General features: G+C 65.6%; 10 protein-coding genes. 5 read left to right on the forward strand and 5 right to left on the reverse strand.

Annotated features, from left to right (window positions below; all coding sequences use genetic code 11):
• Nucleotides 1–32 precede the first annotated feature (32 nt).
• Both G6P88_RS06720 and G6P88_RS06725 read right to left on the reverse strand, forming a co-directional pair.
• On the reverse strand, nucleotides 33–1,127 hold the full coding sequence (locus G6P88_RS06720) for an ATP-binding protein (RefSeq protein ID WP_226946754.1): 1,095 nt from the start codon (nucleotides 1,125–1,127) through the stop codon (nucleotides 33–35).
• Entirely contained in the window at nucleotides 1,124–1,819 is a 696-nt protein-coding gene (locus G6P88_RS06725; RefSeq protein WP_165322461.1) for a response regulator transcription factor, read from the reverse strand. The genes G6P88_RS06720 and G6P88_RS06725 overlap by 4 nt, the downstream gene beginning before the upstream one ends.
• A gap of 150 nt (nucleotides 1,820–1,969) precedes the next feature.
• On the opposite strand from G6P88_RS06725, the gene G6P88_RS06730 reads away from it, so the two are divergent.
• The 5 genes from G6P88_RS06730 (at nucleotide 1,970) to map (ending at nucleotide 8,783) form a co-directional block, all read left to right on the forward strand.
• Nucleotides 1,970–3,109 carry an efflux RND transporter periplasmic adaptor subunit gene (locus G6P88_RS06730; RefSeq protein ID WP_165322462.1) on the forward strand — a complete coding sequence of 380 codons (1,140 nt, stop codon included), beginning with the start codon at nucleotides 1,970–1,972 and terminating at the stop codon, nucleotides 3,107–3,109.
• A gap of 12 nt (nucleotides 3,110–3,121) precedes the next feature.
• Nucleotides 3,122–6,280 (forward strand): multidrug efflux RND transporter permease subunit, encoded by a 3,159-nt coding sequence (locus G6P88_RS06735; protein WP_165322463.1) that lies wholly within the window; start codon nucleotides 3,122–3,124, stop codon nucleotides 6,278–6,280.
• Nucleotides 6,273–7,706, forward strand: a complete 1,434-nt coding sequence (locus G6P88_RS06740; protein ID WP_165322464.1) for an efflux transporter outer membrane subunit — start codon at nucleotides 6,273–6,275, stop codon at nucleotides 7,704–7,706. The genes G6P88_RS06735 and G6P88_RS06740 overlap by 8 nt, the downstream gene beginning before the upstream one ends.
• Before the next feature lie 77 nt (nucleotides 7,707–7,783).
• Entirely contained in the window at nucleotides 7,784–8,002 is a 219-nt protein-coding gene (locus G6P88_RS06745; RefSeq protein ID WP_165322465.1) for a ParD-like family protein, read from the forward strand.
• A 1-nt stretch (nucleotide 8,003) separates the two neighbouring features.
• Complete coding sequence (gene map / locus G6P88_RS06750; protein ID WP_165322466.1) at nucleotides 8,004–8,783, forward strand: type I methionyl aminopeptidase; 780 nt, start codon at nucleotides 8,004–8,006, stop codon at nucleotides 8,781–8,783.
• 77 nt (nucleotides 8,784–8,860) lie between these two features.
• Here the strand turns inward: map and G6P88_RS06755 are convergent, their stop codons facing one another.
• The 3 genes from G6P88_RS06755 to G6P88_RS06765 all read right to left on the reverse strand — a co-directional run bounded on the left by G6P88_RS06755 (nucleotide 8,861) and on the right by G6P88_RS06765 (nucleotide 12,788).
• Complete coding sequence (locus G6P88_RS06755; RefSeq protein ID WP_165322467.1) at nucleotides 8,861–10,546, reverse strand: caspase family protein; 1,686 nt, start codon at nucleotides 10,544–10,546, stop codon at nucleotides 8,861–8,863.
• Between the two features lie 20 nt (nucleotides 10,547–10,566).
• Nucleotides 10,567–11,208 (reverse strand): DUF1353 domain-containing protein, encoded by a 642-nt coding sequence (locus tag G6P88_RS06760; protein WP_206335887.1) that lies wholly within the window; start codon nucleotides 11,206–11,208, stop codon nucleotides 10,567–10,569.
• 191 nt (nucleotides 11,209–11,399) lie between these two features.
• Nucleotides 11,400–12,788 (reverse strand): L-serine ammonia-lyase, encoded by a 1,389-nt coding sequence (locus G6P88_RS06765; RefSeq protein ID WP_165322468.1) that lies wholly within the window; start codon nucleotides 12,786–12,788, stop codon nucleotides 11,400–11,402.
• Nucleotides 12,789–12,815: the final 27 nt, after the last annotated feature.

Genomic DNA, 12,815 nt, shown 5'->3' on the forward strand with positions numbered 1-12,815 from the left:
CGGAGCGGGACCCCGCTCCCCGGATTTTTTGTTCAGAGCTGCTTCTCGCGTCGCTTGGTAGAGCCGCTGCTCCGCTGCAGGATCATGCTGAAGCAGGCGCCGCCGCCGACCGTCGCATAGCTGGCCGTGCCGCCGTGCACCTGCGCGATGGCGAGCACGACCGCGAGGCCTAGGCCGCTGCCCTTGGTGGGCCGGTCGATCTCCATATAGCGACGGAACGGCTCGAAGGCGTAGGGGATGAAATCATCTGGAAGGCCCGGGCCGTCATCGATCACGTCGATGCGTGCCAGCGCCCGGTCGAGCGTGAGGCGGACGCGGACCGTGCAAGGTCGGGCATGGCGCTGCGCATTCTCCATCAGCGCCATCAGGGCCTGCCTGACGCGCGCCGCATCGACATCGCACTGGCCTTCGTCGAGCTGCGTCTCGACCCGGAAGCCGACCGCTTCCATGCCCGGCAACATCAGGCGGACGACACCGCGTATCTCCTCGGCGAGATCGGTGGGCTGAAGCCGGGCGTCGAGCCGGCCGCCGTCGAACAGGCTGACCGTCCGCAGGTCCTCGATCAGACGGGTGAGAGCCTCCACCTGTGCCACGAGCGAGCGCAGCAGCGGGGGGTTGGGATGAAAGACACCGTCCGCCAGCCCCTGGAGCCGGCCACTGAGAATGGTGACGGGCGTACGCAGTTCGTGCGCGATCGCCGCGTTCCATCTGGTCACTGCCTGCGATGCGGCATCCAGACGCTCGGCAAGCAGGTTGAAGTCGTCGACCAGCATCGCCGCCTCGAACAGCGATCGGTCGCCCGCCTCGGCACGGGCGAGCAGATCGCCATCGGCGATGCGCCTTGCAGCACGGGCCACCGAGACGAGCGGCGCGACGATCCTGCGCGCCAGGCGCCGCGCGACGATCACCGTGATGACGCCGGCCGCCATGCACAGGCCCAAGATGACTGCCCATTCGAGCCGCGTCGGGAACCATTGGGTCGCGGTGGACAGGAGTTCCGGCGCGGTGCGGACGAGGATGCCATAGAAGACGTAGAGGCCGACGATCGTCAGCACGACCGAGGCGATGGTCGCCACGACCATCGACAGGACGATCTGTCCGCCGAGGCCGGTGAAGCCCAGCTTCACGCGAGGTCTGCCAGGCGGAAGCCGACGCCCCGAACATTATTGACGAAGCCGGGCGCGCCCGCTTCTTCGAGCTTGCGCCTGAGCTTGCTCAGATGGGTATCGACCGTCCGCTCCAGCGCCTCGCCGCCCGGCAGGCAGGCGTCGACCAGCTCGCTGCGGGAGAAGGCACGCTTGGGCGCGCGCGCCATGTGCGACAGGATCCGGAATTCGGTCAGCGTGAGGGGAAGGATCGCGGCATCGCCGCTTCCTTCGGGGGTCACCGACGCGACATGGCTTTCGAGGTCGACCTCGATCGTGCCGACGCGGAGCAATGCCCCGGCCGACCCCGCCGTCCGGCGCAGCACCGCGCGGGCCCGCGCCGCGACCTCGACCGCGTTGAACGGCTTCACGACATAGTCGTCGGCGCCGATGCGCAGGGCCTGCAGCTTGTCGATGTCCTGGTCCAGCGCGGTCAACATGATCACCGGCGTATTGCCGCGTCGGCGCAGCTCGGCCAGCACTTCCCAGCCGTCCATGCGCGGCATCTGCACGTCGAGCATGACCAGGTCAGGCTTGAGCGCAAGATGGATGTCGAGCGCGGTTCGGCCGTCGCTCGCCCGCACGGTCCGGAAGCCCTCCCGCTCGAGATAGGCCGAGATCACCTCGGCGATTTCAGGCTCGTCCTCGGCCACAAGGATCAGCGCGTTGTCCACGATCGTCCATTCTCCCCTGAAGTCCTCCTAACCCAAAGGACAGGCGAGCCGCCATGCCGCTCCACGATTTCTCCACACTTCGTCCACACAGCATCGACGAAGCGGATGCAAAGGCCGCTGACATATTCGGATTACTGTGGACTCCTCCAGATGCCTGACTTCTCCAGACGCCCCCTTCCGCTGCTCGCGCTCGCCAGTGCGTCGCTGCTGGTGCTCGCCTCGTGCGGATCCCAGCAACAACCGCCGCCCCCGCCGCCCGAGGTATCGGTCATCAAGGTGGGGCCTGGAGCGGTCGAGATCGCCGACGAGCTGCCCGGCCGTGTCGTCGCCTATCGCGTGGCCGAGATCCGCCCGCAGGTCAGCGGCATCATCCAGCGTCGCCTGTTCGAACAGGGTAGCGAGGTCCGCGAGGGCCAGCCGCTGTTCCAGATCAACCCGGCGCCCTTCCGGGCCGATGCCGATAGCGCCGCCGCAGCGGTGAAGCGGGCCGAGGCCACGCTGGCCCGCGCCCGCACCCAGCAACAGCGGCTTGCTCCGCTCGTGGGGAGCGACGCGATCAGCGGCCAGGATTATGACGACGCCGTCGCGACACGTGATCAGGCTGCGGCGGACCTCGCCCAGGCGCGCGCTGAACTCGATCGCCGCCGCGTCGATCTGGGCTTTGCCACCATCCGATCGCCGATCAGCGGGCGCATCGACCAGGCCGTGCTCACCGAAGGCGGCCTCGCGAGCAGCAGCGACACCAACCCCCTAGCGACGGTTCAGCAGATCGACCGGGTCTATGTCGACGTGCGCCAGCCCGCCACGCGCCTCGAGGCGCTGCGGGCCGCCGCCCGCAAGGGCGCGGGCAATGCCGGCGCCCCGGTCGACATCATCCTGGGTGAAGGTCGCGTCCATGCCGTCAAGGGCCGGCTGCTCTTCTCGGGCATCAGCGTCGATCCCGGCACCGGCGAGGTGATCGCGCGCGTCGAGGTTCCCAATGCCGACCGTACGCTGTTGCCCGGCATGTTCGTCCGCGCGCGGCTGCCGCGCCTGGCCCAGGCTGACGCGATCATGGTCCCCTTGCAGGCGATCGCGCATATGGGCGACCAGACCTCGGTCAACATCGTCGACGCCGCAGGCAAGGTCCAGACACGCAAGGTCGTGCTGGGCGACGAGAAGGACGGCAAGGTCATCGTCGAAAGCGGTCTGAAGCCGGGCGACGTGGTGATGGTCGAAGGACAGGATCGCGTCCAGCCGGGGGCGAAGGTGAAACCGATGCCGTGGCGCGCCGCCGCAGCGGCCCGCTGAGGTAGACCGACCATGTCCCGCTTTTTCATCGACCGCCCGGTCTTCGCCTGGGTGCTGGCGATCGGCATCATCCTGATGGGCCTAATCGCCGTCCCGAACCTGCCGATCGAACGCTATCCGTCGATCGCGCCGCCCAGCATCAGCATCTACGCCTCCTATCCGGGCGCGACCCCGAAGACGATGAACGACAGCGTCGTCGGGCTGATCGAGCGCGAGTTGTCGAGCGTCAAGAACCTGCTCTATTTCGAGAGCTCCACCGACACGTCGGGCGCCGCGCAGATCACCGCGACCTTCCAGCCGGGCACCAATCCGGAGCTGGCCCAGGTCGACGTCCAGAATCGTCTGAAGACGGCCGAACCGCGCCTGCCGCAGATCGTCCGCCAGACCGGCGTCACCGTGGAAGCCGCATCGTCGGGCTTCCTGATGATGGTGAGCATCCAGTCCAACAACCCCAATGCCGATGCCGGCATGCTGGGCGACTATGCGGCCCGCAACGTTTCCGAGGAGCTCAAGCGCATTCCGGGCGTCGGGCGCGTCCAGCTGTTCAGTTCCGAGCGCGGCATGCGCATCTGGGTCGATCCGGCGAAACTGGTCAGCTACAAGCTGACCATGGGCGACGTGACCGACGCGATCGCCAGCCAGAACGTCCAGATCGCGCCCGGCTCGGTCGGCGCCGAGCCCACGGTCGGCGAGCAGCGGGTGACCATCCCGCTGACCGTCGACGGCCAGCTCCAGACGCCCGAGGAATTCAGCCAGATCGTTCTGCGCGCGAACAGCGACGGGTCGACGGTCCTGCTCGGCGACGTCGCCCGGATCGAACTCGCAGCGGCCAGCTTCGCGAGCAGCAGCCGGGTCAACGGCAAGCCCAATGCCATCCTCGCGGTGCAGCTGTCCCCTGGAGCGAACGCCGTCCGCACATCATCGGCGGTCAAGGAGCGGATGGACGAGCTGTCCAAGTCGATGCCGCCGGGCGTATCGTACAAGATCCCGTTCGACACGGCTCCCTTCGTCTCGATCTCGATTAAGAAGGTGGTCGAAACGCTTGCCGAGGCGATGATCCTCGTCTTCCTCGTGATGTTCCTGTTCCTGCAGAAGGTCCGCTACACGCTGATCCCGGCGATCGTCGCCCCAATCGCCCTGCTCGGGACCTTTGCGGTGATGTCGATCACCGGCTTCTCGATCAACGTGCTCACCATGTTCGGCATGGTGCTGGCCATCGGCATCATCGTCGATGACGCGATCGTGGTCGTGGAGAATGTCGAGCGGTTGATGGCCGAGGAGGGCCTCTCCCCTCGCGACGCGACGCGCAAGGCGATGTGGGAGATCAGCGGCGCCATCGTCGGCATCACGCTGGTGCTCACCGCCGTGTTCATCCCGATGGCCTTTTCCAGCGGCTCGGTCGGCGCGATCTATCGCCAGTTCACCGTCGCCATGGCCGTCTCGATCCTCTTCTCCGCCTTCCTGGCGCTGACCCTGACGCCCGCACTCTGCGCGACGCTGCTCAAGCCGGTGACCGGTCATGAGGAGAAGAAGGGCTTCCTCGGCTGGTTCGACCGCAAATTCGCGGCGATGACCAAGGGATACGAAAATTGGGTGACCCGCCTGCTCAAGCGGTCGGGACGGATGATGGCCGCCTTCGCGGTGATCGTCGCTCTGCTGGCGCTCGGCTTCTACAAGCTGCCCTCTTCCTTCCTGCCCGAAGAGGATCAGGGCTTCTTCATCTCCGCCTTCCAGATGCCGGCGGATTCGACCACGCTGCGCACCTCCGAAGCGACCGCCGTGCTCGAAAAGCACAATAAGAGCCGCGAGGCGGTGCGCGACACGGTCGTGGTCCAAGGCTTCGGCTTCTCGGGCTCGGGCTCCAACGCGGCTCTGGTCTTCACTGTCCTGAAGGACTGGGGTGACCGGCCCGGCGTCTCCGCCGCCGAGGAAGTGGCCGACGCCAATAAGGCCACCTCGAGCGTCCGCGAGGGCGTGATCATGAGCCTGCTGCCGCCGTCGATCGACGGGCTCGGCAACTCCTCCGGCTTCTCGTTGCGCCTGCAGGACCGCGCCAATCGCGGCGAACAGGCGCTGATGGCGGCGCAGGGCCAGCTGCTGGGCCTCGCCGCGCAGAGCAAGGTCGTTGCCGGGGTCTATCCCGAGGGGCTTCCGCCCGGCAGCAGCGTCAAGCTGCAGATCGACCGGCAGAAGGCGCGGATCATGGGCGTCGCCTTTACCGACATCGCCTCGACGCTGAGCACTGCCATGGGCTCGACCTACGTCAACGACTTCCCGAACAAGGGGCGCCTGCAACAGGTGATCGTGCAGGCCGAGGCAAAGTCGCGGATGAGCATCGACGACGTGCTCAATCTCTACGTCCGCAATGCCGAGGGCAATCCTGTCCGCCTGGGCGAGCTGGTCTCGACCAAGTGGGAGCTCACCCCGCTCCAGCTGGTCCGCTATAACGGATATCCCGCGATCCGCATCGCCGGACAGGCTGCCCCCGGCCAGTCGACCGGTGCTGCCATGCGCGAGATGGAGCGGCTCGCCGCCCAGTTGCCGCCCGGCTTCGCGGTCGAATGGACCGGCCAGTCGCTCCAGGAGAAGCAGTCGGGCGACGAAGCCATCCTGCTGATGGGCCTGTCGATGCTGGTCGTGTTCCTGGTGCTGGCAGCCTTGTACGAAAGCTGGGCGATCCCGCTGTCGGTGATCCTGGTGGTGCCGCTCGGCCTGATCGGCGCGATCGCGGCGGTCTATATCGCCGGCATGCCGAACGATGTCTTCTTCAAGGTGGGCATGATCACGATCATCGGCCTGTCGGCGAAGAACGCGATCCTCATCGTCGAGTTCGCCAAGGCGGCGCGCGACGAGGGAATGTCCACCGTGGAGGCGACGATCCACGCTGCACGGCTGCGGCTGCGGCCGATCGTCATGACCAGCCTTGCCTTCACCCTGGGCGTCATGCCGCTGATGCTCGCCACCGGCGCGAGCAAGGAGACCCAGCGCGCGATCGGCACCGGCGTGTTCGGCGGCATGATCACCGCCACCACGCTCGCCATTTTCTTCGTCCCCATCTTCTTCGTGGTGGTGATGAAGCTGGTCGAGCGGCTGCGCGGCGGCCGCGGCAAGGCCAGGAACAAGGACATGGGCACCGGCAGCGATCCGGCGCTGGAGAATGAACATGCGTAAACTCGCCCTGATCGGGCTGCTGATGACCAGCGCCTGCTCGATGAACCCCCGCCTCGAGGTGCCCCCGCCCCCTGTGCAGCAGAGCTTCCCGCAGGCGTCGCCCGACGAAGCGGCCAGCGCCGCAGCAGTCGACTGGCGGACGATGTTCCGCGATCCCCGGCTGCAGGCATTGATCGAGCTGGCGCTGGCAAACAACCGCGACTTGCGAGTGTCGACGCTGAATGTCGAAGTGGCACGGGCCCAGTTCCGGGTCTCGCGCGCGGCACAGCTGCCGCAGTTCGACGCCAACGGCTCCTATCTGCGCCAGCGGAGCCCGACGGCGGCAGCGACCGCCGGCTTCGGCGGGAGCACCTCGACCGATCCGAACGCACCGAGCGGATTTGAATTTCAGCAATATTCGGCCAATGCCGCGCTCACCAGCTTCGAGCTGGACCTGTTCGGCAAGCTGCGCTGGCAGAGCCAGGCCGCGTTCGAGCGCTATCTGGCGACCGACGAGGGCCGTCAGTCGGCGCGCATCTCGCTGATCGGGTCGGTGGTGGACGCCTATCTGTCCGAGCGGTTGGCAGACGAGCAGCTGCGCCTCACCGAGCGTACATTGACCGACTGGCGAGCCTCGCTCGACATCGCCCGGAAACGTCACGCCGCGCGGCAGGCCAGCGGGCTCGATCTCGCGCAGGCGGAAGGCCAGGCGCAGCAGGCCGAAGCCGATCTCGCTGCCGCCCAGCGCAACCTGGCCCAGGCCACGAACGCCCTGCAGCTGTTGGTCGGCGGGCCCATCCCCTCCGATCTTCCGGCGCCGATGGGGCTGATGGACCAGCCGATCCTGACGCAATTGCCCGCCGGGCTGCCCTCCGACCTGATCGCCAACCGGCCCGACATCCGCCAGGCCGAGCATGAGCTGGTCGCCGCCAACGCCGATGTCGGCGCGGCGCGCGCGGCCTTCTTCCCCAGCCTGTCGATCACCGGCCTGTTCGGCTTCACCAGCCTGTCCTTCGACCAGCTGTTCAAGGGCGACAACCGCACCTGGTCCTTCACCCCGCAGATCACCCAGCCGATTTTCCGGGGCGGCAGCCTGCGTGCGCAGCTCGACGTGGCCAAGCTCCAGAAGCAGGTCGCGGTCGCCAATTACGAGAAGGCGATCCAGTCGGCGTTCCGCGAGGTCGCCGATGGGCTGGCCGGCCGCGCCACCTTCGCGCGGCAGCAGGAGGCGCAGCGCCAGGCGCGCGACACAGCCGTGAAGCGCGCCGAACTGTCGGCGCTCCGCTACCGTGCGGGCGTCGATGGCCGGCTCGAACTGCTCGACGCGCAGCGCAGCCGTTATACCGCCGAGCAGACCCTGCTCGAACTGCGCCGCCAGGAACTGTCGAGCGCCGCCGGGCTCTACCGTGCCCTCGGCGGCGGCGCGGAACCGAAGGCCACCCGCTAGTACCGTTCCGCCGCGCCACGGGATTGACGCTTGAATATACGGATCATATACGGTTCGTATATTCAGGCGAGGCAGCCATGGGCATAGTGAAGATCGACGACGAACTGCACGAAGAGATCCGTCGCGCCAGCACGGTCATGTGCCGGTCGATCAACGCGCAGGCCGAATTCTGGATGAAGATCGGCCGGCTGGCCGAGGCGAACCCCACCCTGTCCTTCAACGAGATCGTCCGGATCCAGCTCCACGCGGCCGCACAGGAGCCAGCCCCGATACCCGAACGGGCCGAGGCCGCCTGACATGGTGAAGACGCCCGAGGAGATCGCCCTGATGCGCATCTCCGGCCGCCTGCTCGCCTCGGTGTTCGAAATGCTCGACGGCGTCGATCTGGCCGGCCGGTCGACCATGGCGGTCAACGATCTGGTCGAGCGCTTCATCGTCGACGACCTCTCCGCACGCCCCGCGAGCAAGGGGCAATATGGCTTCGCCTATGTGCTCAACTGCTCGATCAACGACGTCGTCTGCCACGGCGTGCCGAGCGCGACCGAGATCGTCCGCGACGGCGACATCGTCAATTTCGACATCACGCTGGAAAAGAACGGCTTCATCGCTGATTCCAGCAAGACCTATCTGGTCGGCGACGTTCCCGCCGCCGCCCGCCGCCTCGCGAAGGTGGCGCAGGAAGCGATGTGGAAGGGCATCGCCCGCGTCCGCCCCGGCGCCCATCTCGGCGACATCGGCGCGGCGATCGAGGGCCATGCCCGCAAGAACGGCTATTCGGTCGTCCGCGAATATTGCGGCCACGGCATCGGCCGCGAAATGCACGAGGAACCCCAGATCCTGAACTTCGGCCGCCCCGGCACCGGCCCCCAGATGCGCGAGGGCATGGTCTTCACGATCGAACCGATGCTCAACCAGGGCAGCCGCAGCGTGGCGACCCGTGACGACGGCTGGACCGTGGTCACCACCGACGGCAAGCTGTCCGCCCAGTTCGAACATACGGTGGCAGTGACGGCGACCGGCGTCGAGGTGCTGACGCTGCGGAGGAATGAGCGGGCGAGGATGGCAGAGGCGGCTTAGGGGGGCCACAGCTGCAAAGCGTAGACTGTCGTCCCCAGCTCTGTGGCCGACGAAGTTAGCCGAGTACTACCTTTATATCACTCACCCAGCGGGGCGATCCAATATCTCCAGCTCTGGCCGAGGTCCTCTTGAGACAAGGCAATGCGGGCCCATTGGCGCGCCAGCGTTGGCGAAACGGGGACACCTTTCCCTTCAGAGTACAACCAAGCGAGCCGCGCTTGGGACTCGACGAAAAGTCCTTCCGCAGCCTTGGTGCAGAAGCTTTTGGCCGCGACCCAGTTCCCAAGACTGACATTGTAGCTGCAGAGCTGATCGTCGGCGGCGAGCTCGCCTTGCGCAGAAACGGCCTGAAGCATTGTTAGCGCTTTGACCCTCGCGACCGTATCGCCATGGTAGAGCAGTGCGGCGAGCGCAGCGACGTGCCCCTGTGCCGCGGCTTCCTCCAACAGCCGGCGGGCTTTTTCTCTGTATCCTTTGACTACCCCACTCGGACCAAATTGCCCTTCGAGCAGCGCAGTAGCGAGATGCGTTTTCGCCTTTGCGAAGTCTTGGGCTACGGCTTTCTCGTAAAGGGCGTAGGCGGTTTGCTGCTTGCCCGGCAACTTCGACCGGTTGAGTAGGAAATGGCCGTATTCCAGTTGCCCAGCCGGATTGCCGGTTTCCGCCGCACGCTTCAGCAAGAACTCTGCCTGCTTAAGATCGACGGGCAGAAACTTTCCGTAAGCGTACATGTAGCCGAGAATGTACAGCGCAAGCGGGTCGCCCTTATCAGCGAGCGCCCGGAGCTCCGCAGGTGGATGCTTCTCCAGCACTTGCCGTATCAGCACCGGCTCATCCATTGTGCTCAACGCGGCCATATCGATGGTTAGCGGTGGCATCGCCACAGCTACCGGCAGAGCGGCGGAGCTCTCGGGCAGGAAATAGAATAATTTGGTCCAACTGCCTTGCACCTGCGGGTGCTGAGGCCGTGCACGATCGGCAGTTGCCTTGCCGACATAGTCGGCAACTCGCGGCAAGATTGATTCCGCGTCCATGCCAGGCCGTTTCATGCCTTCGGCGAGCGCCAGGGCGAACGGACTCAGTTTCCATTCCGGCGGCGCCGCGTCGTAGGCTACCCCGCCTGGCGAACTGGCATAGAAGACAATCGACTCGGGTGCTTGAATCGACGCAAATTCGGTCGCATCGCCCGCCTTACTCAGGCCATCCTCCCCGAGCACGATCGGCACTCGCTGCCGGCAGGCGTCAACGAAAATCATGTTAAAGCTGCGGGCATGTGCCTCGCGAGCAATCCTTTCCATATCGATGTAGAAGTTGCCGAGCTCGACGGCCTTGACCTCACCCGGAGCATCGCTCGGGACGATGAAGTTCGTCTTGGCATATTCGAAGCCGTGCCCAGTGTAGTAGAGGAGAGCGATGTCAGCGTCTTTCGCCCTTGTCGCGAAAGCTTCTACCGCCTCGACGATCTGCTTGCGGGTGCCATTGAGAACGAGCTCGACCTCAAAGCGCGAGTCTCCCCGGATCTTGTCTGACAACAAGGCCCCGATGTGGGCCGCGTCGTTCTGGGCGTTGGGGAGACGCCCCCAAAGGGTGCCTGCCTGATATTCGGTATTGCCGATAATCAGCGCGATCCGGCGCCCTTCGGCAATCGGCCGCTGCCGATCGAAGACTTCTTTAACTGTAGTCTGCGCCGATACTTCGCCTTCGTAACAGGTGGATAGCACGGCGAACGCTACCGTGAAACAAATCCAAGCCCGTGTTGCCATCAGCCTTCCACCTCTAGCGCCTACGTAAGCACATTTGGTTTGAGCTTCCATTCGCCCCAAGTGGTCCGAGGATCGGTTGGAAACTCACGCAGTACCCGCTTCTCGCCCCGCTTCCGCGCAGCGCCGTTGCCTAGCCAAGCCGCGTTGCCAGCCAGATGAACGCCCAGATAAATTGCCTTCACCGTCATGGGGGCGACCTCGAAATCGCGCATCACGGTCCGCAGAACAATGTCGGCTGTGTCGCGGTCGGTAGTCTGCTCCCAGTAAAGATAATCGTGAAGCACCGCTGCGTAGACATAGTCGCCGTCCGGCCTGAGAAAGCTGAATAGTTTTTCAGGAATGCTGGCAAGGTCGGTCACGAACCCTTTTGGCACAATAACCTGCGGCAGGCCGGGTGGATCGCCCGGCCCTGGTCGCCATGAGATCGGCGACGTCAAAAAATAGAAAGGATCACGGAAGCGCCCGGTCTGCAGCGTGGCTCCAGGGGTGCCCCTCGCCGGCGGCAATGACAGAGCCTTGTCGATCCACTCGTTCTTGCCAAGCGTGCTAAGCACTTCAGGCTGATCGTCCGCCACGGCCGCAGCCGCACGACCAAGCAGGGCAGAAAGAAACGGGAGCGCAAGCCCGCTGCGAAGCAACGCTCGACGAGCCATTACTATCATGGCTTCCCAACTCCTATTATCTTATATGTTCAATTAGCGGATATCACCAAATCATACAAATTTCTAACTATCTTCCTTACTTCGCGTGGAAATCCATTTCTTTTCCGCACCTTACATCTTCGACCTCTTGCTCTGCGGCTAAAAACGATGACGGCTTCAGCGCCGCACTGCTGATCCGTGAAACTTGCCCTTCAACACTCCACCACATTCACCGCCAGCCCGCCGAGGCTCGTCTCCTTATATTTGGAGCGCATATCGACGCCGGTCTGGCGCATCGTTTCGATGACCGCGTCGAGACTGACGACATGCTGGCCGTCGCCGTGTAGCGCCAGATAGGCGGCGTTGATCGCCTTGATCGCGCCCATCGTGTTGCGTTCGATGCAGGGCACCTGCACGAGACCGCCGATCGGGTCGCAGGTCAGGCCCAGATTATGCTCCATGCCGATCTCGGCGGCGTTCTCGATCTGGGCGTTTGTCGCGCCGAGCGCGGCGGCGAGGCCGGCGGCGGCCATCGAGCAAGCGACGCCCACCTCGCCCTGGCAGCCCATTTCCGCCGCCGAGATCGACGCGCGCTTCTTGTAGAGAAAGCCGATCGCCGAGGCGGTCAGCAGGAAGGTCCGGCTGCCCGCCGCATTGGCGCCTGGCACGAATATCTCATAATATTTGAGCACCGCCGGGAGCACCCCGGCCGCACCGTTGGTGGGCGCGGTGACGACGCGGCCGCCGGCGGCATTCTCCTCGTTCACAGCCAGCGCCCACAGGCTGACCCACTCGAATACGGTCGACGGATCGCTGCGCGGGCCGCGTTCGATGAGCACGTCGTGGACGGCCCGCGCACGGCGGCGGACGTTGAGACCGCCGGGCAGCACCCCCTCCCCCTTCAGCCCGCGCGCGATGCAGGCGAACATGGCTCCGCGTACATCGGCCAGGAAGGCGTCGGTCTCCGCATCGCTGCGCCAGGCGCGCTCATTCTCGGCGACGATGTCCGCGATCGTCATCCCCTGCGCTTCGCCCAGCGCCAGCAATTCGCGCGCCGAAGAGAAGGGATGGCGCAGCGCGATGTTGGCGCTCCGGGCCGGCGCATCCTCGCGCAGGATCGCGCCGCCGCCGATCGAGAAATAGACCGCCTGCTCGACCGCCCCGTCCGCCAGCCGCGCGGTGAAGCGCATCGCATTGGCGTGACCCGAGAGGAATTTGCCGCGCAGGAACAGCAGGTCTTCCTTCTCGTCGAAGGCGATATCCTTGCCGCCACCGAAGCTTATCCGTCCGCGCTCGCGGATGGCTGCCGCGATGGCGCCGATCCGATCGGGATCGACCGTCTCGGGCGCCTCCCCTGCCAGCCCGAGCAGGATGGCGGTGTCGGTCGCATGGCCATGGCCGGTGAGCGCGAGCGATCCGAACAGCTCGCAGCGGACATGGGCGACCGGACCGATGGCCAGGGCGCGCTCGGCAAAGTCGCGCGCCGCGCGCATCGGGCCGACGGTGTGCGAGCTCGACGGACCGATCCCGATCGTGAACAGGTCGCGGACGCTGATCGCCTGGTCGGCGGGCAGGCAGACCGCCTTGGAGGGACGGGTCATCGGCAGGCCAGACCTTCCGAACCTCGG

Origin of the sequence: Rhizorhabdus phycosphaerae, from assembly GCF_011044255.1 — a bacterium.
GTDB lineage: Bacteria > Pseudomonadota > Alphaproteobacteria > Sphingomonadales > Sphingomonadaceae > Rhizorhabdus > Rhizorhabdus phycosphaerae.